General features: G+C 72.7%; 24 protein-coding genes and 1 tRNA gene. 15 read left to right on the top strand and 10 right to left on the bottom strand.

Going from position 1 to position 26,823, the window contains the following annotated elements:
- Positions 1–42: 42 nt before the first annotated feature.
- The 3 genes from AC3ET3_RS07425 (at position 43) to AC3ET3_RS07415 (ending at position 2,213) form a co-directional block, all read left to right on the top strand.
- A complete protein-coding gene (locus AC3ET3_RS07425; protein ID WP_432133169.1) occupies positions 43–1,308 on the top strand; it encodes a helix-turn-helix domain-containing protein in 1,266 nt (421 codons plus the stop codon).
- 113 nt (positions 1,309–1,421) lie between these two features.
- Positions 1,422–2,030, top strand: a complete 609-nt coding sequence (gene orn, locus AC3ET3_RS07420; protein WP_432133170.1) for an oligoribonuclease — start codon at positions 1,422–1,424, stop codon at positions 2,028–2,030.
- A 110-nt stretch (positions 2,031–2,140) separates the two neighbouring features.
- Positions 2,141–2,213 (top strand) — tRNA-His (locus tag AC3ET3_RS07415).
- Between the two features lie 60 nt (positions 2,214–2,273).
- Here the strand turns inward: AC3ET3_RS07415 and AC3ET3_RS07410 are convergent.
- The 3 genes from AC3ET3_RS07410 to AC3ET3_RS07400 form a co-directional block, all read right to left on the bottom strand.
- Entirely contained in the window at positions 2,274–2,528 is a 255-nt protein-coding gene (locus tag AC3ET3_RS07410; protein ID WP_435611852.1) for a hypothetical protein, read from the bottom strand.
- A gap of 352 nt (positions 2,529–2,880) precedes the next feature.
- Entirely contained in the window at positions 2,881–3,465 is a 585-nt protein-coding gene (locus AC3ET3_RS07405; protein ID WP_435611851.1) for an HD domain-containing protein, read from the bottom strand.
- 12 nt (positions 3,466–3,477) lie between these two features.
- Positions 3,478–4,593 carry a helix-turn-helix domain-containing protein gene (locus AC3ET3_RS07400; RefSeq protein WP_435611850.1) on the bottom strand — a complete coding sequence of 372 codons (1,116 nt, stop codon included), beginning with the start codon at positions 4,591–4,593 and terminating at the stop codon, positions 3,478–3,480.
- Positions 4,594–4,811: 218 nt separating this feature from the next.
- On the opposite strand from AC3ET3_RS07400, the gene AC3ET3_RS07395 reads away from it, so the two are divergent.
- Positions 4,812–5,510 (top strand): hypothetical protein, encoded by a 699-nt coding sequence (locus AC3ET3_RS07395; RefSeq protein WP_435611849.1) that lies wholly within the window; start codon positions 4,812–4,814, stop codon positions 5,508–5,510.
- A gap of 312 nt (positions 5,511–5,822) precedes the next feature.
- Positions 5,823–6,377, top strand: coding sequence for a GNAT family N-acetyltransferase (locus tag AC3ET3_RS07390; RefSeq protein ID WP_435611848.1), 555 nt, complete (start codon positions 5,823–5,825; stop codon positions 6,375–6,377).
- Between the two features lie 339 nt (positions 6,378–6,716).
- Here the strand turns inward: AC3ET3_RS07390 and AC3ET3_RS07385 are convergent, their stop codons facing one another.
- Positions 6,717–7,772: a LacI family DNA-binding transcriptional regulator gene (locus AC3ET3_RS07385; RefSeq protein WP_432133175.1), complete on the bottom strand. Its 1,056-nt coding sequence runs from the start codon at positions 7,770–7,772 to the stop codon at positions 6,717–6,719.
- A gap of 403 nt (positions 7,773–8,175) precedes the next feature.
- Between AC3ET3_RS07385 and AC3ET3_RS07380 the strand changes: the two genes are divergently transcribed.
- From AC3ET3_RS07380 to AC3ET3_RS07365, 4 genes are all read left to right on the top strand, one after another.
- Positions 8,176–9,534: an ABC transporter substrate-binding protein gene (locus AC3ET3_RS07380; protein WP_432133176.1), complete on the top strand. Its 1,359-nt coding sequence runs from the start codon at positions 8,176–8,178 to the stop codon at positions 9,532–9,534.
- A gap of 5 nt (positions 9,535–9,539) precedes the next feature.
- Positions 9,540–10,553: a carbohydrate ABC transporter permease gene (locus AC3ET3_RS07375; RefSeq protein WP_432133368.1), complete on the top strand. Its 1,014-nt coding sequence runs from the start codon at positions 9,540–9,542 to the stop codon at positions 10,551–10,553.
- Positions 10,554–10,564: 11 nt separating this feature from the next.
- Entirely contained in the window at positions 10,565–11,467 is a 903-nt protein-coding gene (locus AC3ET3_RS07370) for a carbohydrate ABC transporter permease (protein WP_432133177.1), read from the top strand.
- A gap of 142 nt (positions 11,468–11,609) precedes the next feature.
- A complete protein-coding gene (locus AC3ET3_RS07365; protein ID WP_432133178.1) occupies positions 11,610–13,136 on the top strand; it encodes a GH1 family beta-glucosidase in 1,527 nt (508 codons plus the stop codon).
- A gap of 202 nt (positions 13,137–13,338) precedes the next feature.
- Here the strand turns inward: AC3ET3_RS07365 and AC3ET3_RS07360 are convergent, their stop codons facing one another.
- The 3 genes from AC3ET3_RS07360 to AC3ET3_RS07350 all read right to left on the bottom strand — a co-directional run bounded on the left by AC3ET3_RS07360 (position 13,339) and on the right by AC3ET3_RS07350 (position 17,144).
- Positions 13,339–14,820 carry a glycoside hydrolase family 18 protein gene (locus AC3ET3_RS07360; RefSeq protein ID WP_432133179.1) on the bottom strand — a complete coding sequence of 494 codons (1,482 nt, stop codon included), beginning with the start codon at positions 14,818–14,820 and terminating at the stop codon, positions 13,339–13,341.
- Between the two features lie 108 nt (positions 14,821–14,928).
- Positions 14,929–16,428 (bottom strand): HAMP domain-containing sensor histidine kinase, encoded by a 1,500-nt coding sequence (locus tag AC3ET3_RS07355; protein WP_435611847.1) that lies wholly within the window; start codon positions 16,426–16,428, stop codon positions 14,929–14,931.
- On the bottom strand, positions 16,425–17,144 hold the full coding sequence (locus AC3ET3_RS07350) for a response regulator transcription factor (RefSeq protein ID WP_435611846.1): 720 nt from the start codon (positions 17,142–17,144) through the stop codon (positions 16,425–16,427). Before AC3ET3_RS07350 ends, AC3ET3_RS07355 begins: the two co-directional genes overlap by 4 nt.
- A 110-nt stretch (positions 17,145–17,254) precedes the next feature.
- Between AC3ET3_RS07350 and AC3ET3_RS07345 the strand changes: the two genes are divergently transcribed.
- Positions 17,255–17,791 carry a hypothetical protein gene (locus AC3ET3_RS07345; RefSeq protein ID WP_432133182.1) on the top strand — a complete coding sequence of 179 codons (537 nt, stop codon included), beginning with the start codon at positions 17,255–17,257 and terminating at the stop codon, positions 17,789–17,791.
- A gap of 55 nt (positions 17,792–17,846) precedes the next feature.
- Here AC3ET3_RS07345 and AC3ET3_RS07340 read toward each other — a convergent pair whose 3' ends face one another.
- On the bottom strand, positions 17,847–18,716 hold the full coding sequence (locus AC3ET3_RS07340) for a spermidine synthase (RefSeq protein WP_432133183.1): 870 nt from the start codon (positions 18,714–18,716) through the stop codon (positions 17,847–17,849).
- A 60-nt stretch (positions 18,717–18,776) separates the two neighbouring features.
- A complete protein-coding gene (locus AC3ET3_RS07335; protein WP_432133184.1) occupies positions 18,777–19,151 on the bottom strand; it encodes a hypothetical protein in 375 nt (124 codons plus the stop codon).
- A gap of 276 nt (positions 19,152–19,427) precedes the next feature.
- On the opposite strand from AC3ET3_RS07335, the gene AC3ET3_RS07330 reads away from it, so the two are divergent.
- Positions 19,428–20,933 (top strand): NsdA family TPR-like regulatory protein, encoded by a 1,506-nt coding sequence (locus tag AC3ET3_RS07330; protein WP_435611845.1) that lies wholly within the window; start codon positions 19,428–19,430, stop codon positions 20,931–20,933.
- 28 nt (positions 20,934–20,961) lie between these two features.
- Here the strand turns inward: AC3ET3_RS07330 and AC3ET3_RS07325 are convergent, their stop codons facing one another.
- Positions 20,962–21,558 (bottom strand): histidine phosphatase family protein, encoded by a 597-nt coding sequence (locus AC3ET3_RS07325; RefSeq protein ID WP_435611844.1) that lies wholly within the window; start codon positions 21,556–21,558, stop codon positions 20,962–20,964.
- 207 nt (positions 21,559–21,765) lie between these two features.
- On the opposite strand from AC3ET3_RS07325, the gene AC3ET3_RS07320 reads away from it, so the two are divergent.
- Genes AC3ET3_RS07320 through AC3ET3_RS07305 form a run of 4 tightly spaced genes read left to right on the top strand, consistent with a single transcriptional unit; the run spans position 21,766 to position 26,774 of the window.
- Positions 21,766–22,767: a phosphatase PAP2 family protein gene (locus tag AC3ET3_RS07320; RefSeq protein WP_435611843.1), complete on the top strand. Its 1,002-nt coding sequence runs from the start codon at positions 21,766–21,768 to the stop codon at positions 22,765–22,767.
- On the top strand, positions 22,664–23,854 hold the full coding sequence (locus AC3ET3_RS07315; RefSeq protein ID WP_432133188.1) for a hypothetical protein: 1,191 nt from the start codon (positions 22,664–22,666) through the stop codon (positions 23,852–23,854). The genes AC3ET3_RS07320 and AC3ET3_RS07315 overlap by 104 nt, the downstream gene beginning before the upstream one ends.
- A complete protein-coding gene (locus AC3ET3_RS07310) occupies positions 23,845–25,437 on the top strand; it encodes a hypothetical protein (RefSeq protein ID WP_435611842.1) in 1,593 nt (530 codons plus the stop codon). Before AC3ET3_RS07315 ends, AC3ET3_RS07310 begins: the two co-directional genes overlap by 10 nt.
- The gene (locus AC3ET3_RS07305) at positions 25,434–26,774 is read left to right on the top strand and encodes a DEAD/DEAH box helicase family protein (protein WP_432156676.1); all 1,341 of its coding nucleotides are present in this window, start codon (positions 25,434–25,436) and stop codon (positions 26,772–26,774) included. Before AC3ET3_RS07310 ends, AC3ET3_RS07305 begins: the two co-directional genes overlap by 4 nt.
- Positions 26,775–26,823 lie beyond the last annotated feature (49 nt).

Here is a 26,823-nt window from a genome sequence, read left to right as displayed (position 1 = left end):
ACACAACCGAGGAGCCGCGACCACCGAGGGGGGCTTAGCAGGATGAGCCACGACTCCACTGCCGCGCCGGAAGCCGCGACCCGGAAGCTTTCCGGGCGCCGCCGCAAGGAGATCGTCGCGGTGCTGCTGTTCAGCGGCGGTCCCATCTTCGAGAGTTCCATTCCGCTGTCGGTGTTCGGAATAGACCGCCAGGACGCCGGCGTGCCGCGCTACCGACTGCTGGTGTGCGGAGGTGAGGACGGCCCGCTGCGGACCACAGGGGGCCTGGAACTGACCGCACCACACGGCCTGGAGGCGATATCCCGGGCGGGCACGGTCGTCGTGCCCGCCTGGCGGTCGATAACCTCCCCGCCACCGGAGGAGGCGCTCGACGCGCTGCGCCGTGCCCACGAGGAGGGCGCCCGCATCGTCGGCCTGTGCACCGGCGCCTTCGTCCTCGCGGCGGCGGGCCTGCTGGACGGCCGGCCCGCGACCACCCACTGGATGTACGCGCCGACGCTGGCCAAGCGCTACCCGTCGGTCCACGTGGATCCGAGGGAGCTCTTCGTCGACGACGGGGACGTGCTGACCTCAGCGGGCACCGCGGCCGGAATCGATCTCTGTCTTCATATTGTGCGAACGGATCACGGCAACGAGGCGGCGGGCGCGCTGGCCCGGCGTCTGGTGGTCCCGCCGCGCCGGTCGGGCGGCCAGGAGCGCTACCTCGACAGGTCTTTACCCGAGGAGATCGGCGCCGACCCGCTGGCCGAGGTCGTCGCCTGGGCGCTGGAACACCTCCACGAGCAGTTCGACGTGGAGACCCTGGCGGCACGCGCCTACATGAGCCGCCGCACCTTCGACCGCCGGTTCCGCTCGCTGACGGGGTCCGCCCCGTTGCAGTGGCTGATCACCCAGCGGGTGCTGCAGGCCCAGCGGCTGCTGGAGACGTCCGACTACTCGGTGGACGAGGTGGCGGGCCGCTGCGGCTTCCGCTCACCGGTGGCCCTGCGCGGCCACTTCCGCCGGCAGCTCGGCTCGTCGCCTGCCGCCTACCGGGCCGCGTACCGGGCACGCCGGCCGCAGGGCGAGCGGATCGAGGGCGACCAGTCGCCCCCGCCGCTGTCCGCGCCCCCGGCCGCCGACCGGTCACCGGCGTCGGCGATGGGCGGGCCGCCCACCCTGCACCCGGAGAGCCCGCTCCCCCTGCAGTCCCGGCGCACCCCCGCCACCGCGGGCGCCGTGGGCTCGGCCGCGGGCCTGTCCCCGGACCACGCCCGGGAGGCGTACGCCGCCCGAGTGGGGCTGCCGGGGCAGCGCAGCGGGGCGTAGGACGGTGAGGCGGGGCCGGGGCGGACGTCGCCCCCGGCCCCGCCCGTCCCCGCCCGGCAAGCCGGGGGCACCGCGGGGCCCCGGGAAGCGGACCTCAGCTTTAGGGTGGTCGCATGAACGATCGCATGGTGTGGATCGACTGCGAGATGACCGGCCTCTCGCTGTCCGACGACGCGCTCATCGAGGTGGCCGCCCTTGTCACCGACTCCGAGCTGAACATCCTCGGTGACGGTGTGGACATCGTCATCCGCCCGCCGGACACCGCCCTGGAGACCATGCCGGAGGTGGTCCGGCAGATGCACACCGCCTCCGGCCTGCTCGCCGAGCTGCCCCGCGGCACCACCCTGGAGGACGCCGAGGAGCAGGTCCTGGCGTACGTACGGGAGCACGTGAAGGAGCCCGGCAAGGCCCCGCTGTGCGGGAACTCGGTCGGCACCGACCGCGGCTTCCTGCTCCGGGACATGCCGAAGGTGGAGGAGTACCTGCACTACCGGATCGTCGACGTCTCCTCCATCAAGGAGCTGGCCCGCCGCTGGTACCCGCGGGCCTACTTCAACAGCCCGGAGAAGAACGGCAACCACCGCGCCCTCGCCGACATCCGCGAGTCCATCGCGGAGCTGCGCTACTACCGCGAGGCCGTCTTCGTCCCGCAGCCCGGCCCGGACTCCGACACCGCGAAGGCGATCGCCGCCAAGCACGTCCTGCCTGCTCAGCACGGATGAGCCGGGCTCGCGTACGGCCCCCAGGAAAAGCCGTGCGCGAGCACCCCTTCGGACCCTGTACACTTTTTCTCGGCCGGTCGGGGAAACGACAACGTCAACCGCCGGTCATGGTGGGTGTAGCTCAGCTGGTAGAGCACCTGGTTGTGGTCCAGGATGCCGCGGGTTCGAGTCCCGTCACTCACCCTTACTGTTCGGCCCGCTGACCTGGGACCAGGTCAGCGGGCCGAACTATTTCATCCTCTTTCACGCCAACGGGCACAGCTTCTCGCCCGCTTCCACCCACCGCCCGTACGCGTCCGCGTCCTTGAGGTCCCACAGCATGACGCCCGCATTGCCCACGATGAAGCCCGGCCGGGCGATGGTCCCGGTCAGCAGATAGTTCCTGCCGTCCGCAGCACTCAGGTAGGCGCCACCGTTGACCGCGTCGCTGCACGCCATCACCACGTCGGACGTCTTCCACGGCCAGCCGTCGCCCCAGGTCTCCCGCGTGGCGATCACACCGCGGTCCGTCCGGCTCACCGGACGCCCCGGGAAGAGAGACACCCGAGCGCTCGACTTCGCCGCGGACGGTTCCGCCGCCACGGGAGCCGACGCCGTGGCCGCCGCCCCCGGTGTCCGGCTCACCGACGCGCCGGACAACGGGCTGCTGCCGGCATCATCGGCCCCCTCGCCTCCGGAACCGCCACACGCCGCACCACCGAGCCCAAGGGTCACTGCCAGCAGGAAAGTCCTGAGAAGTCGCATTCCGTCAATCTGTCAGCTCCCGACGGGGAGCCATCACCGAGTGACGAATCTGTGACATACCGTGAGCGTGGCAGTACGCGTCAACGCAAGGGGCAGCACTTGGGCGTCAGCCCTTCTGCTTCTCACCGAGTACGGCCCGGAGCCAGTCGAGAGGGTCCATACCGAGCAACTGGTCGGCCAGCGCTTGAGCACTCCTGGTGACCAGCCGGCCGCGACTGTTGTCGATCCACCGCTGCGCGAGTTCGTAGCCCTGGGCCTTGTACTCGATGCCCTGCAACATGCATTCCAGTTTGTCCGCGTCCCGTGCCGCGATCGCCTCGGGCGACTGGCGGCCCTCGTACTCTGCCACCGCCTCCCGGATGGCGGCCGCGAGCACCGGAGGCATCGCCGCCACCTGGTCGGCAGTGACCGCTTCGGGGTCGGTCTCACCGGCATACCTCTTCCCCAGGTGGTTCACGTCCCCGGTCCGGGACTCCTGAGAGTCGTGCCACACGGCGAGAAGCGCGGCCCGGGCGGGGTCGGCCCCTTCCATCGCGGCGATCACTGAAGCGATGAGTGAGGTGCGCCAGGAGTGCTCGGCCACGCTCTCGGGGTCCCGCACGCCGGCCATCCACCAGCCGGTGCGCCGGGACTGCTTGAGCGTGCCTGCCTCGTAGAGGAAGTGCGCCACCCCGGCCAGCTCGTCCGTCACCTGGTTCTCCCCTCACGCCCCTGCCAGGCGCATCGCGTATCTGATGCCCTCCAGCTCGCGGCGTGCGCGGGCGGACAGCTCCCGGCTATCCAACAGCAAAGGGAGCCGGCCGTGGAGAGCGGCGTGGGCAGCCCCGGATCGCAGCAGGTCCGGCCGGACGGTGAGCAGGGCCCACAGCGAGTGGATGTTGAGTTCGAGATACCCGTGCTGCGGGAGCAGGCCCCGGGTGAGGTGGGTGAGCAGCCTGGTGCCGGGCCAGGGACCGGGAGTGCGGGAAGCGATGAAGTCGTCGGACGGTTCGAGGTGGTCACTCTCGCCGATCCAGTAGGCCCAGTAGTTGAGGTTCGCCGCCTCGCCGGGCTCGTCGTCGACGAGGGTGGTGTCGATGAAGTGGTTCATGCGGTCGAGGTCGCCCTGCCGGGCGGCGACAGCGGCTACGGAGCGGGCGTTGAGCCAGTCCGTGAGCCAGTCACCCGGGCGCTCAGTGGACTGCTGGTGAGCGAGCCACTGCCCGGTGTCCCCTTGGTCGTCGTAGCCCGCCAGGTACAGAGCCTGTCGGCGGAGCAGGAACTGGTTCTCGCCGCGGGCCCGCTCCGCGGTGGTCCGCATGTGGGTGAAGAACTGCCGACGGTCAACCGCGGCAAGCTCCGGCCCGGACGGCACCGGACCCCGGCGCGGTCTCGGCGGTGCGGGCAGGCTCCGTACGGACCTCGGGGCGACGCCGCTGAGCGGCCAGACGAGGACTTCTACGAGGTCACGCTGCATCACCCAGGCGCCGAGGGGGCTGTCCTCGGCGTCGATCTGATCGTCGAGCGCGCTGGACATGAGGACGTCCGCCTCCGCTGCCCTGTCGAGGATCTGCAAGAGCGCGGGTGGGGCGCCGATCCGCAGGAGACGGTGTCGCTGCACCAGCGTTCGGCCAACCGGCAAGGCGGTCATCGGACGGCGGCCCGACTCCCACCCCGCGACCGTGTCGGGCGAGACGCTCAGCTGTTCGGCGATGGTCTCCTGTGTGTGGCCGAGCTGCTCGCGGATGGTGCGGAAGACGTAGCCGGAAATGACTCCGGCGCACGGTTTCGACGCCAAACCCTGCGCGTCGGTCAAGGTCGGCCCCGTGCTCGACGGCATGCCACCACCACTCCCCTGTGCTGGTCGTCGATCTACCTGTACCGGCGGTCAGTTCAAGCGCCGAGGGCAGCTCTCTACCGTCCAAGTAGCCACTTGGAAACTGAGCGTATAGGGGAGGTGCGAGCGTGGACGCCCATGTGAAGAACGCTCGCTCGGATGACGGACACCGGCCGACGGCCAAGGCTGCGCCGCCCGCGAAACCGGGACCCGAGGCACTCGTGCCCACGGCAGCCGAGCGCCGCCCGTCAGTAGAGCACTGGCTGTTGTCGGCCGCCAGGAGCCGGCAGCGAGCGCGCCAGGAGTGGACCGAGCAGGGAATGGCGCTGCTGGCGCTCGGCGGCATCATGTCCGCCGTACGAGTGCCCGGGAACCTTGTGATCGCCGCCGCCGGCGAGGCGGAGATGCCGTCCCGGGCACTGGACGCGTTCCTCGCCGACGCCCTCGACGGCGGTCCCGTTGTCTGTGACCCGCGCAGCCGTGTCTACTACGCGCTCGTCGCCGACAGCATGTCCCGCACGCACCCGGACGCGGCGGCGAGGTGGCGGAAGCTGGGGGTCGCGGTCCTGGGCCACGACTGCTACCTCGGCGTTCCCGCGGTGGACCGCACGGATCCGGACCTGGCCGCCTGTGCCTCGTACTGGTCCGTCCCGATCGAGTCGGCCGGTGTGCTGTGTGGACCGCCCTCCGTGGCCCGGCTGGTCGCCGCTGGGCAGCATGCGCTGGCCCAGCGGGCTGCGGATGTGACGGGCCACCCCGCGCAGCGCACCGCCGAGTCGCGCGCCGAGCACGCCCGCCGCGCTTACAACCGCTACCTGGAGCACGCCGCCGGATGCGCAACGTGCCGGGCCGGACACACGTGCCCCACTGGGCAGGAGCTGCACGAGACGTGGCGGCAGGCATGGAGGGAGGCGCGGTGATCTGCGACAAGACGGGTGCCTGTCGCTCACGCTGTCTGAAGCCCCACCGCGGCCGGTGCCGGGCTGCGCTGCGTGGCAGCTGAACCGCTTCCTCGGACAGCTCCACCACGGCTTTCGAACGCGACAGCATTTCGACGAAGAGCGCGCCTTTGCACCACTGCTTCGGGCACCTGCCTGGCCCCGGGAGTCTGCCACCGCTGGCGAAGATGCCCGCTTCGAGCCGTTGTCACAATGCGCGCGACAACGGGCGGCGCCCCTTGGCATGCTGGATTGATGATCAATCCGATAGGCCCTGTGGTGTCGCCTGGCCGAATGAAGCAGACACGGCAGCCCGACCTTGCACTCTCCGGGGGCATGCATCTGCGCCCCTGGCGGGAGAGCGACGCACAGGTCCTGGTGCAGTCGTGCCTCGACCCGGACATCCAGCACTGGAACCGCCCAGGTCTGCTGACCGCCGAGACAGCCCGGGAGAAGATTGCGCGCTGGAAGCTGCGGTGGCAGAACGAGGAGGCTGCCCTCTGGGCCATCGCTCCCGTGAACGAGGACATCCCTGTCGGATTGATCGGCCTCGCCGACCTGGACCTGCGAGACGGCAGCGGCGAGTTCGTCTACTGGCTGTTGCCTGCTGGCCGTGGACGCGGAGCCATGGTCAACTCCACTCTCGCCGTCAGTCGATGGGCCTTCGACACTCTCGGACTGCATCGCCTGCGCATTACACACTCCGTGGCCAACACGGCCTCCTGCAAGGTTGCCACCCAAGCCGGGTTCCCCTTGGAAGGGACGATGCGCAGCGCGCTCCTCCACGCCGACGGCTGGCACGACGAACACCTCCACGCGCGCATCCAAGACGACACCGGACCATCTTGATCCAGTGGAGCTGCCCTACGGTCTGCCCTGGTCAGCTTGGCTTCTTAGCCCCCTGAGATGTCATGCAGTACCGACCGTTCGTGACGGTGGGCGTGAGTCGTGGAGGCGGAAGTGTCCTCGGAGCGTGGAGGTCAGGGTGTCCAGGAGGCACGTGATCACTCGAGCCGCGCGGCTGGCGCGTTTCGGGTTCTCGTGCGCCGCTGCCGCACTCACCCAGGCTCACCCCGCGCCGCCCACTTCTCGGACGCCTCCAGACGCTCGAAGCGTGCGGCGTGGTCGTGCAGCGCCGCGTCGACGGCGGGCTTCCTCCTCGCTCGTGGAATCCACGCGCCGATCGCCCTACGAAGACGCCCGCGCCACCAGCTCCGCCGGCAGCACCACCTTGCGCCGCTCCAGCTCCTTCGACACCGCCGGGCGGCGGTCGGCGATCTCGGTGAGGAGGAGGTCGAGCATGCGGCGCCCCATGTCCTCGATGGGCTGGCGGACGCTGGTCAGGGGCGGTTCCATGTGGCGGGCGATGGCGGAGTCGTCGTAGCCGACGAGGGCGACGTCGTCGGGGATGACCCGGCCGGCCTCGCGCAGCGCCTGGCGGGCGCCGGCCGCCGTGACGTCGGAGCCGGCGAAGACCGCGTCGAGGTCGGGGTGGCGGTCCAGCAGGGCGGCCATCGCCCGGCGCCCGCCCTCCTCGGAGAAGTCACCCTGCTCGATCAGGGTGTCGTCGACCGGCCGGCCGGCGTCGAAGAGCGCGTCGCGGTAGCCCTCGACGCGGCGCTGGGCGCCGTAGACGTCGAGGCGGCCGGTGATGTGGGCGATGCGGGTGCGGCCCCGGGCGAGCAGGTGCTCCACCGCCGCACGGCCGCCGCCGTAGTTGTCCGAGTCGACCGAGGGCAGGGTCTCCGCGGCGGAGCGGGGGCCGCTGATCACCGCCGGGATCTCCAGCTGGGACAGCAGATCGGGCAGCGGATCGTCCGCGTGGACCGAGACGAGCAGGACGCCGTCCACCCGGTGGGCGGCCAGGTACTGGGCGAGGCGGCGGCGCTCGCGGTCGCTGCCGGCGAAGATCAACAGCAACTGCATCTCGGTGTCCTGGAGTTCGGCACCCACGCCGCGCAGGATGTCGGAGAAGTAGGGCTCGGCGAAGAAGCGGGTCTCCGGCTCCGGCACCACCAGCGCGATGGCGTCCGTGCGGTTCGCCGCGAGCGCGCGGGCGGCCGTGTTCGGGACGTAGCCGAGCTCCGCCACCGCCGCCTCCACGGCCGCGCGGGTCGCGTCACTGACCCTCGGCGAACCGTTGATCACCCGGGAGACCGTGCCCCGGCCGACGCCGGCGCGTGCGGCGACCTCCTCCAGGGTCGGGCGGCCGCCGCTCCGGCCCCGCGCTCCGTGGGTTGCCATGGGCTCCGCCTTCCCGCCGTCGTCCTGCCTCTGGCCTGGAATCTAACAGTCCTGGCCGTCGAGGTGACCGGCCCCGCCCGCTGCCGTGCGGTGGCGCATCCCCGCACCCCCGAGGAGGTACGCCTGGGGACACCTCCAGGAAGTCTGTGGTGAACTGGGCGAAATGCGGACCTCCCTCGGAGTTAGTTAACAGCCCGATAACTGAACGCATCTCGCCATGCCTCCACCCTTGACACCCTCGCCCGAACCGACGACTCTTCAACACATCACTTGTGGGAGCGCTCCCACGGTACCTGACACATACACATCCCGCACGTTCCCCGCCCGAGCCGCAGCGAGAACTAACGGGCCCAACCATGCAGTTGGCCGGGGGGTCGGCACGTCAGGGCAACAGGAGGATCCAATGCGAGCACGTACCCTCCCCCACTCTCGAACGCCCTCGAGCGGGGGGACCCCCATCACCCGCAGGGTGGTCGTCCTGGCGGCCGTCGCGTCGCTCGGCGCCGGGTTGCTGGCCGGCTGTGCCGACGACGGCGGCGACTCCGACGGTTCGTCGTCGTCCGGCGGCAAGGGCAAGACCACGATCACGCTGGGCCTTTTCGGCACGATGGGCTTCAAGGAGGCCGGACTCTACACCGAGTACGAGAAGCTCCACCCGGACATCAAGATCGCCGAGAACGTCATCGAGCGGAACGAGAACTACTACCCCGCGCTGCTCAACCACCTCACCACCAACAGCGGCCTGATGGACGTCCAGGCCGTCGAGGTCGGCAACATCGCCGAGGTGGTCGCCACCCAGGCGGACAAGCTCACCGACATGTCCAAGGTTTCGGGCGTGAACAAGAGCAACTGGCTGGACTGGAAGTGGTCGCAGGCCACGACCAAGGACGGCAAGACCATCGGCTTGGGCACCGACATCGGCCCGATGGCCCTGTGCTACCGCAAGGACCTCTTCGAGAAGGCCGGCCTGCCGACCTCCCGCGAGGAGGTGTCCAAGCTCTGGGCGGGCGACTGGAACAAGTTCGTCAGCGTCGGCGAGCAGTACAAGAAGAAGGCCCCCGCGGGCACCTACTTCATGGACTCCCCCGGCGGTCTGCTGAACGCGATCCTCAGCAGTGAGAAGGAGAAGTTCTACGACGCCTCCGGCAACATCATCTACAAGACGAACCCGGCCGTGAAGGCCGCCTTCGACCTGACCGCGAAGGCAGCCCAGGAGGGGCTGGTCCAGTCGCAGACCCAGTTCCAGCCGGCCTGGGACCAGACGATCGCGAACAACAAGTTCGCCACGATCGCCTGCCCGCCGTGGATGCTCGGCACCATCAAGGGCAAGTCGCAGCCCGACGCGGCCGGCAAGTGGGAGGTGGCCACCGCGCCCAAGGGCGGCAACTGGGGCGGTTCCTTCCTCACCGTCCCCGAGAGCGGCAAGCACGTGAAGGAAGCCCAGGAGTTCATCACCTGGCTGACCGCGCCGGAGCAGCAGATCAAGCTGTTCAAGGTGCAGGGCAGCTTCCCGAGCGCCCCGTCCACGTACACCAACCCCGACGTGACCGGCGCGAAGAACGAGATGACCGGTGACGCCCAGATCGGTGACGTCTTCGCCGCGGCCGCCAAGGACGCCCCGGTCCAGGTGATCGGCCCGAAGGACCAGATCATCCAGCAGGGTCTGACCGACAACGGCGTCATCCTGGTCACGAAGGGCAAGTCGCCCGCGGACGCCTGGGAGACGGCCACGAAGACCATCGACAACAACCTGGACAAGTGACCCGTATGGCCACCCGCCACCACACTGCCGCGCCCCCCGTGGAGGGGGGCGCGGCCCCGGCCCGCCCGGGGCCGGGGGCACCGCCCACGGAGGCGGACACGCGCCGGCGGGCCCGGCTCTCCCGCCGCTGGCAGCGGGACATGCGCTGGAGCCCGTACGCCTTCGTCTCCCCGTTCTTCCTGCTCTTCCTCGCCTTCGGCCTGTTCCCGCTGATCTACACGGGATGGGCGTCGCTGCACCAGGTGGAGCTGACCGCGCCGACCGACATGTCGTGGGTGGGGCTGCGCAACTACACGCGCATCTTCGACGACGACTTCTTCTGGAACGCGGCGAAGAACACCCTGACCATCGGCATCATCTCGACGGTGCCGCAGCTGCTGATGGCGATGGGCATCGCGCACATCCTCAACTACAAGCTGCGCGCCTCGACGTTCTACCGGGTCATGATGCTGGCGCCGTACGCCACGTCCATCGCGGCCGCCTCGCTGGTGTTCGTGCTGCTGTTCGGGCGCGACTACGGCATGATCAACTGGGTGCTGGACTCCGTCGGGATCGACCCGGTGGACTGGCAGGGCGACAAGTGGCCCTCGCAGATCGCGGTCTCGTCGATCATCATCTGGCGCTGGACCGGCTACAACGCGCTGATCTACCTGGCGGCGATGCAGGCCATCCCGCAGGACCTGTACGAGTCGGCGGCGCTGGACGGCGCCAGCCGCTGGCAGCAGTTCCTGCACGTGACACTGCCCTCGCTGCGGCCCACCATCCTGTTCACCGCGGTCGTCTCCACGATCGGCGCGAGCCAGGTCTTCGGCGAGCCGCTGCTGTTCGACGCCAACAAGGGGGCGTCCGGCGGCGGTGAGCACCAGTTCCAGACGCTGGGCCTGTACCTGTACGAGCAGGGCTGGGTGAACCAGCACCTCGGCCGGGCCTCCGCCATCGCCTGGACGATGTTCCTGATCCTCATCGTGATCGGGATCGTCAACTACGTCATCTCGCGCCGGCTGCGCGCCAGTAGTTAAGGAGTACGGCCGTGACGACGACCCTGACGAAACCCGACACGACCGCCCCCGCCGGGCGCAAGAAGCACGGGCCCCGGTCGGCCCGGGCCGGCGGGCAGATGCACGCCGGGCCGATCGCCTACCTCATCCTGATCATCTTCACGATCGTCTCGCTGTTCCCGCTGGTGTGGACGGCGATCGCCGCCTCGCGCGACAACAACCGGCTGGCCCAGACCCCGCCGCCGCTGTGGTTCGGCTCGAACCTCTTCCACAACCTGGACGTGGCGTGGAACGACGCGAACCTCGGCGAGGCGTTCGTCAACACCACCTTCGTGGCGGGCGTGTCCGCGCTGACCGTCGTCTTCCTGTCGACCATCGCCGGGTTCGCCTTCGCCAAGCTGCGCTTCAAGGGCCGCAACGCGCTGATGCTGCTGGTGATCGGCACGATGATGGTGCCGCCGCAGCTCAGCGTGATCCCGCTGTACATGATGGTCGCCAAGCTGGACTGGACCGACCAGTTGCAGGCGGTGATCTTCCCGTCGCTGGTGAGCGCGTTCGGCGTGTTCTTCATGCGGCAGTACCTGATCCAGGCGCTGCCGGACGAGATCATCGAGGCGGCCCGGGTCGACGGGGCCAGCAGCTGGCGGGTGGTGTGGCACGTGGTGTTCCCGGCCGCGCGGCCGGCGATGGCCGTGCTGGGCATGCTGATGTTCGTCCAGACGTGGAACGACTTCCTGTGGCCGTTCCTGGTCCTGACCCAGACCGGCAACCCGACCGTGCAGGTCGCGGTGGCGGGCCTCGGCCGCGGGTACACGCCCGACCAGTCACTGATCATGGCGGGCGCGCTGCTCGGCACGCTTCCGCTGCTGCTGGTCTTCGCGATCTTCGGCAAGCAGATCGTGGGCGGGATCATGCAGGGCGCGGTCAAGGGCTGACGCGCGCCGCACTTGCGGGGGCCGGGTCACCGCCGCCTCGGCCCCGCTTCCTACCCCCACCGCCTTCTCCTCGCACTTCGCCACTCCCCTGTCCCCCCTCATTCCTTCGTCGGTCTCGACGACCATCTATGGGAGCGCTTCCATGCCTGAGTCCGCACAGCCGGAGACCCCGGCGACCTTTCCTCCCGCCTTCCTCTGGGGCGCCGCGACATCGGCGTACCAGATCGAGGGGGCGGTACGGGAGGACGGCCGCACCCCGTCCATCTGGGACACCTTCAGCCACACCCCGGGCAGGACGGCCGGTGGCGAGACCGGTGACATCGCTGTCGACCACTACCACCGCTACCGCGACGACGTGGCCCTGATGGCGGACCTGGGCCTGTCCGCGTACCGCTTCTCGATCTCCTGGTCCCGGGTGCAGCCGACCGGCCGGGGCCCCGCCGTCCAGGTCGGCCTGGACTTCTACCGCCGCCTGGTGGACGAGCTGCTCGCGCACGGCATCAAGCCGGCCGTCACCCTCTACCACTGGGACCTGCCCCAGGAGCTGGAGGACGCGGGCGGCTGGCCGGAGCGGGACACCGCGTACCGGTTCGCCGAGTACGCGCAGATCGTCGGCGAGGCGCTCGGCGACCGGGTGGAGCAGTGGATCACCCTCAACGAGCCGTGGTGCAGCGCCTTCCTGGGCTACGGCTCCGGGGTGCACGCGCCCGGCCGCACCGAGCCGGCCGCCTCGCTGCGCGCCGCGCACCACCTCAACCTCGCCCACGGGCTGGGCACCTCGGCGCTGCGCTCGGTGATGCCGACCCGCAACCAGGTGGCCATCAGCCTCAACTCCTCGGTGGTACGGCCGCTCACCGAGGACCCGGCCGACCTCGACGCCGCCCGCCGCATCGACGACCTCGCCAACGGCGTCTTCCACGGGCCGATCCTGCACGGCGCCTACCCGGCTTCCCTGCTGGAGGCGACGCGGTCGGTCACCGACTGGTCCTTCGTCCAGGACGGCGACGTGCAGACCATCCACCAGCCGCTGGACGCGCTCGGCCTCAACTACTACACGCCGGCGCTGGTCTCGGCGGCGCGGAACGCGCCCGAGGGGCCGCGCGCGGACGGCCACGGCGCCAGCGACCACTCCCCCTGGCCGGGCGCGGACGACGTCGCCTTCCACCAGACGCCGGGCGAGCGCACGGCGATGGGCTGGACCGTCGACCCGTCGGGCCTGCACGACCTGATCATGCGCTACACCCGGGAGGCGCCGGGTCTGCCGCTGTACATCACCGAGAACGGCGCGGCCTACGACGACAAGCCCGGGCCCGACGGCGCCGTGCACGACCCGGAGCGCATCGCGTACCTGCACGGCCACCTGGGGGCGGTCCGCCGGGCCATCTCCGACGGCGCCGACGTGCGTGGCTACTTCCTGTGGTCCCTCATGGACAACTTCGAGTGGGCGTACGGCTACGAGAAGCGCTTCGGGGCGGTCTACGTGGACTACGAGACCCTTGAGCGCACCCCGAAGTCCAGCGCCCGTTGGTACAGCCGGGCCGCCAAGTCCGGCGTCCTGCCGCCGGCCGAGACCGGGGTGCCGGAGTCCGAGGCCGTCCTGCCGCCCGCCCAGCCCGTGGCGCCGCCGGCCGAGTCCGTGACGCCGCCGGCCGAACCCGTCCAGCCGTGACCACGGGAAGGGCGTAACGGCCGGGGAGGCGTACCCGCCGAAGAGGCGGGACCACCGGACAGGCGGGACCCGGGACGTTGTGGGGGCGCTCCCGGGCCCCGCCGCTCTCTCCGGCCGCGGTCTGCCGCCGGTGCCGGTCGCCGGTGCCGGTCGCCGATCAGCGCCGGTCTCCGGTAGGCCGCCGATCGCCGCCGGTCGTAGGTCACCGGTACGCCGCGAACTCCTTGGAGAAGGCGAACGGGTCCTGCAGGATCGAGCTGCACGTGGCGTCCGCGGTGTTCTTGGTGCCGCCCGCGCACTGCTTGTCGCGGGTCGCGGACCACATCGACAGCCAGCCCAGCCCCTTGGCCTTGGCGAAGGCGACCAGCTGGGCGGCGTCGTCCACCTTGAAGACCTCGGAGGCGACGTCGTTGACGCCGATCATCGGGGTGACGGCGACCGTCTTCCAGGCCGCGCTGTCGCTCAGCCCCAGCACGCTCTTGATCTGGGCCTGGGTGGCGGTGGCGGCCTGTTCGGCGTAGCCGCCCATGTCGCCGCTGTACGCCGGGCCGTAGTCCATCGCCATGATGTTGACCGCGCTGATCCGCACCCCGTGGGACTTGGCGTCCGCGAGCAGGTTCACGCCGTCCTGGGTGAGGCCCTCGGGCATCACCGGGAGGGTGAAGGAGACGTCCAGGGCGGGGTGGCGCCGCTGGAGCTCGGCTATCGCCTGGGCGCGGCGGGAGTTGGCGGCCGTGTTGGGCAGCGCGCCGCCCTCGACGTCGAAGTCCACCTTGGTCAGCCCGTAGGCGTCCACGACCTTGCCGTACGCCGTCGCCAGCTTGTCCGCCGAGGCGCAGGTGGTGCCGAGTTCGGAGCCGGCCGCGCCGCCGAAGGACACGCGGACGTCCCCGCCCTGGTCGCGCAGGGCGCCGATCTGGGCGGCCACCGCGTCGTCGGCCAGGTCCGTCACACCGCCCCACTTCGGGGTGCAGCCGCCACCGTCGGTGACGAAGGCGAGGTTGTAGTCCTTCACCCCGGTCGCCCGGGCGGTCGCCAGCAGGTCGAAGGCCGGGTAGAGCGAGGTGTCGACGTACGGGGCGAAGCGGGCGGTGCCGGACGTGCCCGTACCGGGGGTGCCGGTGCCGGGGGTGCCCGTGCCGCTGGGCTGCGAGGGTTCGGCGGTGGGGGTGGTGGGCGTGGGGGCCGTCGTCGGGGGTGTCGTCGGGGCCGTCGTCGGGGACTGGGTGGGGCGGCCGCTGGGCTCGGGCGTGGCACCGCCGTCGGTGGAGCAGGTGACGCCGTCGATACGGCAACCGGTCGGGTCGGCGGTGCCGTTGACGACGAAGCCGACGGTCACCGACTCGCCGACCGCGAGCCCGTCGGTGTCCCACTTCGGCGGCTTCACGGTGACCTGCCGGCCGCTCACGCTCGACTCGCCGTTCCACAGCGAGCCCAGCGTCGCTCCGGACGGCAGCTCGAACTCCAGCGTCCAGTCGGCCTTCGCCCGACCGGTGTTGTTGGTGACGACGTACTGCGCGGTGTAGCCCGTCGACCACTCGCTGGTCTTGGTGTACGCGGCGCCGATCCCGGCGGCCTGGGCGGTGCTGGTGAACACGAAGACACCACCGCCCACGACGGCCGCCGCGACGACACCGCCGATCGCCTTGTTCCTGCCGCTGACCTTGCGCCGATGGGAACTCATCACGTGCCTGCCTTCGCTGCTCTCGGGTGGGATCGCGAAGGCACGCTAGCGATCCGGAACCGGGCAAACCGCCTGTCCCGGACGGGCGTCGGGGATCTTAGGGCGCGCTTAAGGAAGGGATCGGGATCGGTTAAAGGTAGAGACCATTCGGGCCACCCGGCTCCCTCCGGCGGCCTGCCGGGGCTCCCCCGCCCCGGGCCTCCCGGCGCCCTCGAAGGCTCCGCCCGTCCCGCCCGCGGTGCGCCCCCGCCCCCGCCGCCGCACCGCACCCCGGTGTCCCCGGCGCGCGGGCGTCGGCCCGTGCCCGTCCAGCTGGAGCCAGATCCGCACCTCGGTGCCGCCCAGCACCGACGACCCGATCCGCACATCCCCGCCGGTCGACTCCGCGAGCCGCCGTACGATGTCCAGCCCCAGCCCGGTCGAGCCGTCGCTGCCCGATCCCCGGCCGCGCGCCATCGCCGCCTCCGGGTCGGCTATGCCCGGACCCGCGTCCGACACCAGCACGATCACCGCGTCCTCGGCGTTGTGCACGTCGACCGCGAAGGCGGTGCCCTCGGGGGTGTGGCGGAAGACGTTGCCGAGCAGCGCGTCCAGGGCGGCGGCGAGGTCGGCGCGGGCCACGGGTATGCGCACCGGGCGCTCCACCCCGGCCAGCCGCACCTTGCGGCCCTCGTCCTCGGCGAGCGCCGACCAGAACGCCATCCGTTCGCGCACCACCTCCGCCGCGTCGCACCCGGCTCCCGGGCCGGCGGCCGCCGTCTGCGGCTTGGCCTCGCGGGCGGTCCGGATGATGGTGTCGACCTCGCGCTCCAGCTGGGCGACCGCCGACCGGGTCTGGTCGGCGGCCGGTGAGTCGCCGAGCGAGGCCGTGTTGAGCCGCAGCACGGTCAGCGGGGTGCGCAGCCGGTGCGACAGGTCCGCCGCCAGTTCCCGTTCGTTCGCGAGGAGCTGGACGACCTGGTCCGCCATCGAGTTGAACGCGACCGCCGCGCGCCGCAGTTCGGTCGGCCCGTCCTCCGGCACCCGGGCGCCCAGCCGCCCCTCGCCCAGCTCGTGCGCCCCCACGGCGAGCCGCTGGGCCGGCCGCACCATCCGCACCCCGAGCCGGTCGGCGACCGCGACCGAGCCGACGACCAGCGCGGCGCCCACGGCGGCGAGCACCGCCCAGGCCGTGCCCACGCCGTTGGTCACCTCCGCCTCGGGCACGAACACCTCGATCACCGCCGTGCCGACGCTCACCGCGACCGGCTGCAGCAGCACGAACCCGCCCGGCACCTCGGCGGTGGAGGCCCGGCCCATCCGCCGTACGGTCGCGATGTCCTCGTTGCCGGCCCGCTGCCGGCCGAGGTCGACGGCGGCGCGGCCCGGCCCGGCCGGCAGGTGCACGGCCATGCCGTCGTCACCGCCGCCCGAGGCGAGGACCCGCTCCAGCTGGTCGCGGTCGGTGGTGATGGACAGCGCGGGCACGACGACGGCCGCCTCCCGCTCCGCGTTGGAGAAGGCGCGGTCCCGGGCCATCTCCTTGACGACCAGTCCGAGCGGCACGGCGAACGCCACCACGACCATGGTGGTGACGGCCAGACAGACCTTGACCAGCGCCCACCTCATCGCACCGGCCCCCCGCCCGAGACGCCCTCGGCGGGCGGCTCCAGTTTCACCCCGACGCCCCGCAGGGTGTGCAGGTACCTCGGGTCGGCGGCGGTCTCGCCCAGTTTCCTGCGCAGCCAGGACAGATGGACGTCGATGGTCTGGTCGTCCCCGTACGACTGCTGCCACACCTCGGCGAGGAGTTCCCGGCGCGGTACGACGACGCCCGGCCGGCCGGCCAGGAACGCCAGCAGGTCGAACTCACGGCGGGTCAGGTCCAGCCGCAGGCCGTCGAGTTCGGCCTGGCGGCGCATCGGGTCGACGGTCAGGCCGCCGACGCGCAGCACTCCGTCCGCCGGCGCCTCGCCGGTGCCGGCGCGCGAGCGGCGCAGCACGGCGGCCATCCGCGCCGCCAGGTGCTCCACGGAGAACGGCTTGGTCAGATAGTCGTCCGCGCCCGCGTTCAGCAGCCGGACGATCTCCGCCTCGTCGTCGCGTGCGGTGGCGATGATGACGGGCACGTCCGTGATGCCGCGCAGCATCTTCAGCGCCTCGGAACCGTCCAGGTCCGGGAGTCCCAGGTCCAGGATGACCAGGTCGAAACGGAAATGGGCGACCTCGCGCAGCGCCTCCAGCGCCGTGCCGACACTGCGCACCGTGTGGGCGGCGTCGGTCAGGTGCCGGATCAGCGCCGAGCGTACGAACTGGTCGTCCTCGACCACGAGCACACTTGCCATGCGCCGCACCGTACGCCATGCGGGCGAGCCGGTCGGGAGCCTGTGGACAACTCCCCCTTTATGGACGACGGGGCGACACCCACGGGGGACGTGGGGCAGTATGGCCCGCGATGCGCAGAGGACTCGTACACGTACTGGCCTGGTCGCTCGCCACCGGCGCGGCGGTCACGCTGTCGTGGTGGGGTGTGCACACGGTGATGGCGGGCACGGCCTACGAGCGGCCGTACGCCCTGCCCCTCGCGGCGGCCGGCGACGACAAGCCCGCGCGGGAGCCCGGGCCGCTGCCCCCGGCGACCAGCCGGCCCGCACCGTCCTCCGGGACACCGTCGGCCGACGCCTCCCGCGCCCCTTCCACGAGCCCGGCACCGTCCTCCGCCGCCCCTTCGGCGAAGCCGCGCGCCACGGCCACCCCCTCCGGCCCGTCCGGCCGGGTCAGGAGCTACGACACCGACGGCGGCCGGGTCGTCTTCGACCTCGGCGCGACGTCAGCGGGTCTCGTCTCGGCCACACCGGGCCCCGGCTGGTCGATGCAGACCTGGACCACCGCCTCATGGATCCGCGTGGAGTTCAGCTCGGGCACCGACCGGGTGTCGGTGTTCTGCACCTGGCACGACGGGCCGCCACGGGTGGAGATCGGGACGTACTGACGCGCCGTCACGGCCACCGTCCCCGCCTCCGCCGCGGCCACCGTCACGCGAGCGGCTACTGGAACACGGACGGCGGCGGGGCCGGCGACGCGACGGCCGACGCGTCCGCGACCGGTGCGGCGCCGCCGGCGAAGTCGGTGAGGGCGCGCCCGTGTTCGACCCGGCCGGGGTGCGGGTCGGAGGCGGCCCGGCGGGTCAGTTCGGCGACCGGCAGCGCACCGTCCGCGGCCACCAGCACCGCGTTGCCGAACCGCTTGCCGCGCAGCACCGTCGGGTCGGCGACCAGGGCCAGTTCGGCGAACCGCGCGGCGGCGGTGGCGATCTGGCCGCGCAGATGGGCCAGGGGCGGGCCGTCGGCGATGTTCGCGGCGTAGACACCGTCCGGGCGCAGCGCCCTGCGGACCGCGTCGAGGAACTCGGTGGAGGTCAGATGGGCCGGCGTCCGGGCCCCGCCGAAGACATCGGCGATGATCAGGTCGGCCCAGCCGTCGGGCACCTTGGCCAGCCCCTCGCGGGCGTCCACGGACCGCACCCGTATCCGGGCCGCCGGGTCCAGCGGCAGTTCGCGCCGCACCAGCCGGACGAGGCTCCCGTCCCGCTCGACCACCTGCTGGGTGGAGCGGGGCCGGGTGGCGGCGACGTACCGGGCGAGGGTGAACGCGCCGCCGCCGAGGTGCACGGCGTGGACCGGCCGGCCGGGCGGTGCGACGAGGTCGATGACGTGGCCCAGCCGCCGCTGGTACTCGAACTCCAGACGAGCCGGGTCGTCGAGGTCGACGTGCGACTGGGGTGCGCCGTCGATGAGCAGCGTCCAGGCCCGGGGCCGCTCCCGGTCGGGGATCAGCTGGGCGACCCCGCCGTCCACGCTCTCGACGACGGGTTCGGCGGCTCCCCGCCCGCGCCGGGCGTTCCTGGACCTTCCCATCGGGCCATTTTCGCAGGGGCGGGGGTGCGGCGTGGCGCCGGGGACGCGAAGCGCGTGCGATCACTCGCAGCTGTCCGCCGCCTCGATCAGCCGTGCCGCCTCGCCCAGCGCTCTGCGCAGCACCGCCGGGTCGGTCGCGAGGTCGGCCTCGCCGGGCGGCAGCAGCCAGTCCGAGCCGGCCACCGGCGGCTCCGGGTCCAGCCGCAGGCCTCGTCCGTCGGTCCCCGTACAGGTGCTGCCCGGCACGTCCCAGGCGGCCGCCGTCCCCGCCGGCACCACGAAGCCCAGCGTGCCGCCCCCGTCGTCGTGCAGCACGGGACCGACGCTGTCACCCGCGCCCCGCCGCAGGATGTCCACCGCTTCCAGGCCCTGCCGCGCCGGCACGGTCACCAGATCGCACGGCGTACAAGGAACGTTTCCCTGACTGGTCTCCATGCCGGCCTCCACGACGGAACGGAACCCCTGACGGCGGTCTGACGGGTTCAACGCGGGAGCGCGTCAAGGGCTACGGCCGAAGTCCGCCGCAAAGGATGGCAGTTCATGGCAGATCACGGGTGACATATCCGGTTTGTAGTCAAACATCGCGTGGCGGCCCTGGTGCAGCAGGTACGTTCTTGCCCGCCGGAGACAGGACGGTCGGCTGATCGTCTTCGCGGTCGGACCGCCCCTGGATCCGGCATGGTTCGACGGTTCGCACGAGAGGACCCGGCCATGGCGTCGTCAACGGTGCCCACGCCCCGGCCCAGCCGGCCACCGCGGCCCAACCTCGTCTTCCGGCGCCTGCGCGGCCGGCGTTCACCCGCGGAGTTCGCCGCGCTGGTGCGGCGGGCCGCCCGGGAGATCGGCGAGCGGGTGAGCTGTGACGCTCGCTACATCGGGCGGGTCGAGGCCGGTGAGATCCGCTGTCCCAACTACGCCTACGAGCGGGTGTTCCTGCACATGTTTCCCGGCCGCACGCTCACCGACCTGGGCTTCGCGCCCCGCTCCTCGGTGCGCGGGCGCGGGGCGCGTACAGCGGACGACGCGCCCGGCGCCGGTGAGACGCGCGGGGCGCGTGAGCCGTATGCCCCGGAGAACGCCCCAGAACCGCACCACCTGATCGACACGCAGGACCCGCAGGAAGCACACGCCGTCCACGCCCCGCACGACCGGCCCGACATGCACCATCCGTACGACCCGCACCACAACCACGAGGAGAGCGACGTGCTGCGTCGCGCATTCATGACCGGCGGAGGCGCCACCCTGGCCGCCGCCTCCCTGGGCCCGCTCGGGCTCGCCCCGGACGCTTCGGCCGCCCGGCGACCGGTGCGCCGCGCCGGGGCGGGCGAGGCGGGCGTCCTGGAAGAAGCCGTCCGCAGGATCCGGCTGCTGGACGACCGGCACGGCGCCGACGGTCTCTACCGGCGCGCGGCCGCCCCGCTGCGCGCCGCCTACGCGCTGCTGGACGCCGGCGCGACCCGGCAGGCGACCGCCGACCGGCTGCACTCGGGCGCCGGTGAACTCGCCATCTCCGTGGGCTGGCTGGCGCACGACTCGGGCCGGTTCGAGGACGCCCGCTCGCACTACGCCGAAGCGCTCGCCACCGCGCGCGTGACCGGCGACCAGGCGCTGGAGGCACACGCCTTCTGCAACACCGCCTTCCTCGCCCGCGACGCGGGCCGGCCCCGCGAGGCGGTCCGGGCCGCGCAGGCGGCCCAGCGCGCCGCCCGGCCCCTGGGCTCGGCCCGGCTGATGTCGCTGCTCTCGCTGCGCGAGGCGGGCGGCTGGGCGGGGCTCGCCGACCGGTCGGCCTGCGAGCAGGCCCTGGTGCGGGCACAGGCGCTGTTCGGCCGCGGGCCCTCGGACGCCGACCCGGAGTGGATGAGCTTCTACGGGGAGGCCGAACTGGAGGTGCTGGAGGCGCAGTGCTGGTCCACGCTCGGCGACTGGCCCCGCGCCGCCCGTCACGCGTCCCGCGCGACCCGGCTGCAGGATCCGCATTTCACCCGGAACATCGCCCTCTACACCGCGGAGCTGGCCGACGACCTCGCGCGCGGGGGCCGCCCCGACGAGGCAGCGGCGGCCGGCATGCGCGTCCTGGATCTGCTGGAGCAGGTCCAGTCGTCCCGCGTCCAGACCATGCTGGCGGGCACCGCGCGGGTACTCCTGCCGCACCGGCGGGCGACGGGGGTGGCCGCGTTCCTGGAGCGGCACGCCTCGCTGCCCCGGACGGTCTGACCCGGTACGGGACCGGGCGCCGGGCGCGTCACGCGGCCAGGTGCCCCAGGTCGTTCCAGCTCTCGACGGCCGGCTCGCCGTAGGCCCAGCCGAGCACGGACAGGGACGTCGGGTTCAGCCGGATCCGCGCGCCGAAGTCGAGGGGCAGGCCGAGCCAGCGGGCGCCTATGGAGCGCAGGATGTGCCCGTGGGCGAAGACCAGGACGTCCCGGTCGGCGGACCGGGCCCAGGCGACCACCTCGTCGGCGCGGGCGGTGACCTCGGCCAGTGTCTCCCCGTCCGGCACACCGTCGCGCCAGATGAGCCAGCCGGGGCGGGTGTCCAGGATCTCGGCGGGGGTCATCCCCTCGTACGCCCCGTAGTCCCACTCCATCAGCGTGTCCCACACGGTCGCGCGCTCGCCGAAGCCGGCCAGTTCGCAAGTCTCACGCGCGCGTACCAGCGGGCTGGTGCGCACCTCGGTGCCGGGAAGACCGCCGAGGGGCGCGCGCCGCAGCCGCTCGCCGAGCAGCTTGGCGCCGCGCCGGCCCTCCTCCAGCAGCGGGACGTCCGTCCTGCCGGTGTGCTTGCCGGCCAGCGACCACTCGGTCTGCCCGTGCCGGGCCAGCAGGATGCGCGGTGCCATGGGGACCTTCCGGGTGGATCAGGGGACGAACCCCTCCATCATCGCTCACACCTGAGAGGGGCAACCCAGGGGGCGGTCTCGGCGTCTTGAGGGCCGGGGTGCCGGGCACCGGCGCGCACATACGCCGTAAAGTGACACGCCCGATGCCGCGGCACGCGGCGACATGGGACGGCGACCGCGGAAGCGACACGAAGGAGAGGCGATCGGATGCCCCACACCGAGTCACCGGGCACCGTGGCGGCCTCGCTGACACGGCTGCGCTGGTGGACGGAGCTGCCGCTGATCCTGCTGGTCTACGGCTGCTACTCCGCGGGCAGACTGCTCGCGCGGGGCGACGTCTCCTCGGCCGTCGACCACGGTCTGGCGATCCTGCGCATCGAGAAGTTCCTGTACATCAACGCCGAGCACCCGCTCAACCGGCTGTTCACCCACCAGGCGTGGCTGGGCGTGCCGGCGGACTTCTGGTACGCGTCGCTGCACTACGTGGTCACCCCGGTGCTGCTGGTCTGGCTGTTCCGGTCGCGGGTCGGGCACTACCGGGCGGCCCGCACCTGGCTGATGACGTCGACGTTCATCGGCCTGATCGGCTTCACCCTGCTGCCCACCTGCCCGCCGCGACTGCTGTCGGCGAGCCACGGCTTCGTGGACACGATGGCCCAGTACAGCTCGTACGGCTGGTGGGGCGGCGAGGCGAGCGCCCCGCGCGGGATGGGCGGCATGACCAACCAGTACGCGGCGATGCCGAGTCTGCACGTGGGCTGGGCCCTGTGGTGCGGTGTCATGCTGTGGCGGCACGGCGGCACGCGCTCCGCCAAGGTGGCCGGGGTCGTCTACCCGCTGGTGACGACGATCGTGGTGATGGGCACCGCCAACCACTACTTCCTCGACGCGGTCGCGGGCGTGGCCGTGATGGGGGTCGGGCTGCTGCTGACGCCGCTGGTGCTGCGCGCGACGGACCGGGTGCAGGCCCGGCTCGCCGTCCGCTTCCCGGCGCTCGCGAAGAGCGCCCCGGGCGCGTCACCCACGCGGGCTTCCGCCGCCTCTCCCGGCGCGACTTCCGACGCTCCGGCCTCGATTGTCAGTGGCGAATGCAAGACTTCCCCGGGTGAGCGACTTCCACGGCAGCGCGAAACAGGGTTCGCATCCGGAGCCGAACCGGACGCCGCCCCCACCGACGCGGGGGACGGCGCTCCGGCGGCGGCTCGCTGAGCTGCGCGGGCCCGACGTACCGGCCAAGGCGCTGGACGCGCGGGCCCTCGCCGCGCTCGCGGCGAACCCCGGGTGCCGGCGGCGCGCGCTCCTCGACGGCGCCGGGGTGGACAAGACCGCCCTGGCGAGCGCGCTGGGCTCGCCCTCGGCCTTCGGCCAGTCCCAGTTCGCCCTGATCCGCGGCAACGCCTTCGAGGCGCGGGTCAAGGCGGACGGCGGCGCGGAGCTGCTGCGGCTGGTGCACGACCGGCTGGACCCCGCGGCCGAGCCCCCGGCCTGCGCCGCGGTCCCCGACCTGAGCGCGATCGGCCCCGAGGGGCGCACGGCCCGTACGGCCCTGGCGCTGCGGGAGGCCTCCGAGGCGACCGGCGCGTGGACGCTGCTCGACCATCCCATGCTCGCCCTCGAGGTGGCGGGCTCCCCCGCCTTCCTGGAGCCGGACGCGGTGGTCGTGCACCCCGACGGCAGCTGGAGCGTCGTGGAGATCAAGTCGTTCCCGATGCTGGACGGCGCGGCCGACCCGGCGAAGGTCGGGGCCGCCGCCCGCCAGGCCGCGGTCTACGTACTGGCGCTGGAGCGGGTCGCCGCCCGGCTGGACCCGGCGCCACGGGTGCGTGAGCGGGTCCTGCTGGTCTGCCCTAAGGACTTCTCCAACCAGCCCACCGGCTCCGCCGTGGACATCCGCAAGCAGCGCGCCGTCACCGCCCGGCAACTGGCCCGCCTCACCCGCGTGCAGGACATCGCCGACACCCTCCCGGAGGGCACCTGCTTCGCGCCCGACCTGCCCGCCGAGCGGCTCACCGCCGCCGTGGAGGCGCTGCCGGCGTCCTACGCGCCCGAGTGCCTGTCCGCCTGCGAGCTGGCCTTCCACTGCCGCGAACGGTCCCGCGCGGCCGGCGCGGTGACCCCCCTGGGCCGCTCCGTGCGCGCCGAGCTCGGCGGCCTGAGCACCGTCGAGGACGTCCTCGCCGCCGCCCGCGGCGAGGACGGGGATCCCGCGGACCCGGCGGTGGCGGCGCTGCGCAGAGCGGCGGCGCTGCGCGCGGAGGCGCTCGGTGAGGCCCGCGGGGAGGCGGCATGTCGCTGATGGCCACCCTCGCCCGGCTGGAGGCCGTCGCCACCGGTCGCGCGCAGCCGACGGCGACCGTCCGCCACCGGCACGTGTCGCGGCGGCCCCTGGTCCTCGTGCCGCTCACCACCGCCGGTGAGGCGGGCGCGCCGCTCGGGGCGCTCGTCGGGACCGACCGGGACGCGCCCCGGCTGCTGGTGGTGCCGCAGCCGCGCGACCGCGACCTGCGGTTCGCCTTCCTCGCCGACCTCGCCGACGTCGTCCTGCCGTACGTCGACTCCTACACCGGGGTGGTCGAGGCCGCCGAGCGCACCGAGACCGACCCGGAGACCGGCAAGCGCGTCAAGGTGGAGGTCGAGCTGTGCGCGGACGCCCCGCAGCTGATCGTGCCGAGCCGCGCGGGCATCGACTTCGTCCGCCTGCTGGGCCGCTCCATGCGGTTCCGGCGCACCGCGGAACAGGAGCCGGAGGCCCCGCATCCCGCGCCGCCGCGCGTGCCGTTGCTGGGACGGTGGCTGACGCACTTCGGGGAGCGGGCCCGGGTGCCCGGCTCCACCCTGCTGCTCGCGCTCACCGACGTGCTCGCCCGGCACTGGGCGACCGGGCAGTCCGGCGTGGAGGACCAGCACCTGGGTGCCCTGCTCGCGTGGATCGACCCCCCGGAGGACGGATCGGGCGCCGAGGCCGCGCGGCTCGCCGAGTCGGGGCGGGACGCGGACGGCCAGTTGCTGTGCCCGCCGGCCGGCCCGGCCACCGATCCGGCGTTCGACAACCGGCTGCTCGCACCGGCCATCGAACGCTACGACCGGGCGCGCACCGCCCTGGCCGCCGCCGAGGACGGCCTGCAGGCCGACGACCGGCTCGGTGTCCTCACCGCGGCCGAGCGCGAGATCCGCGAGCTGGTGCTGAGCCGCACCCTGCCCACCTGGGAGCGGGTCTGGCGGGGCCTGGACCTGCTGCGGGCGCTGCCCGAGGGGGCGCACGTCGAGGAGCGCTGGACCCGCGACCGCTGGTCCTTCACCGGGCACCGCGACCGCGTCCTGGCCGGAGAGCCCCCGCAGCCGCGCCGCGACGACGCGGTCACGGCGGCCAACAAGCTCGCCACGCGCGAGCGGGAGCAGGCCCGGCTGGAGGCGCAGGAGGCGCTGGACGACCCGCTGGTGATGGCCGGGCGGCGGCTGGCCGGGGAGGCGTTCGCCGGCGAGGTCACCGACGTCGTGATGGCCCACTCCGAGAGCCGGCGGCCCAGCCCGCGCCCGCTGGTCACGGTCCGCACCGAGGACCGGCCGCACCTCGCCGAGCGGGCCAAGGTCTACCGGTCGCTGGGCGGCAGGCCCCAGGCGGCGGAGTTCGTGCGCCTGGAGGACGACGGGTCGCTGCTGGTCCTGCGGATCGTCGACAAGATGGGCCGTGGCAAGGAGCCCGAGGAGGGGTCGGTGCCCGAGAAGGGCGACCGGGTGTGCTTCACGCTGTTCGAGCACGAGCAGCGCGGCGGCGCGAGGCTGCCCGACCCGGAGGATACCCCGTGGACCCACGGCGGGCCGCCCGGCGAGCAGGCACCCGAGGCCGCAGACCCCGTCACCGAGGAGGACGTCCTGTGACCACCGAGGCCGGCTTCGACCCCGGTACGGCCGCGACCCGCGCCACCGACGCCATCCTGCGCGACACCCTGCACGGCACCGCGCGCGGTGTCGTCGTCGACTCCCCGCCCGGCGCCGGCAAGTCCACGCTGGTGGTGCGGGCCGCGCTGGAGCTCGCCGAGGCCGGGCGGCCGCTGATGGTGGTGGCGCAGACCAACGCGCAGGTCGACGACCTGGTGCTGCGCCTCGCCGACAAGTCCCCCGACCTGCCGGTGGGCCGACTGCACAGCAGCGACGCCGACCCCTACGACAAGGCGCTGGACGACCTGGCGAACGTACGGAAGTCGGCGAAGGCCGGGGACCTCGGCGGGCTGCCGGTGGTGATCTCCACGGCGGCGAAGTGGGCGCACGTGAAGGCCGACGAGCCGTGGCGGCACGCGATCGTCGACGAGGCGTACCAGATGCGCTCGGACGGGCTGCTGGCCGTGGCCGGCCTGTTCGAGCGGGCGCTGTTCGTGGGCGATCCGGGGCAGCTGGACCCGTTCGCGATCGTGGGCAGCGAGCAGTGGGCGGGGTTGTCGTACGACCCGTCGGCGTCGGCGGTGACCACGCTGCTGGCGCACAACCCGGAGCTGCCCCAGCACCGGCTGCCGGTGTCGTGGCGGCTGCCGGCGTCGGCCGCTGCGCTGGTCTCGGACGCGTTCTACCCGTACACGCGGTTCCGCAGCGGCACCGGCCACGGGGACCGGAGCCTGGCGTTCGCGGTGCCGTCGGACGGGTCCGGCCCGGACCGGGTGATCGACGAGGCGGCGGAGACCGGCTGGGGGCTGCTGGAGCTGCCGGCCCGGCACACGCCGCGCACGGACCCGGAGGCGGTCCGCGCGGTCGCCGCAGTGGTACGACGGCTGCTGGACCGGGGCGGGGCGGCGACCTCGGAGCGCTCCCCGGTGCCGGCTCCGCTGACCGCCGACCGCATCGCCGTCGGTACGGCGCACCGGGACCAGGCCGCGGCGGTCCGGGCGGCTCTCGCGGACCTCGCGGTGCCGGACGTCACGGTGGACACGGCCAACCGGCTGCAGGGCATGGAGTTCGACGTCACGGTCGTCCTGCATCCGCTGTCCGGCCGCCCCGACGCCACCGCCTTCCACCTGGAGACCGGCCGCCTGTGCGTCCTGGCCTCCCGCCACCGCCACGCCTGCATCGTCGTGTGCCGCGCCGGGGTCACCGACCTCCTCGACGACTACCCGTCCACGGAGCCGGTCCAGCTCGGCACTCTGGTGAAGTTTCCGGACGGTTGGGAGGCCAACCACGCGGTCCTGGCCCACCTCGCGGAACACCGGGTGGCCTGGCGGCCGTGACGGAACCGGGCCGCGCCGGGACGTGCGGGGGTGGTGGCTCTTCGGGGCC

The sequence above is a fragment of the Streptomyces sp. bgisy159 genome (genome assembly GCF_057707805.1).
Note: the sequence above shows the minus strand (reverse complement) of the source record. Positions and strands in the feature narration are given on the sequence as shown.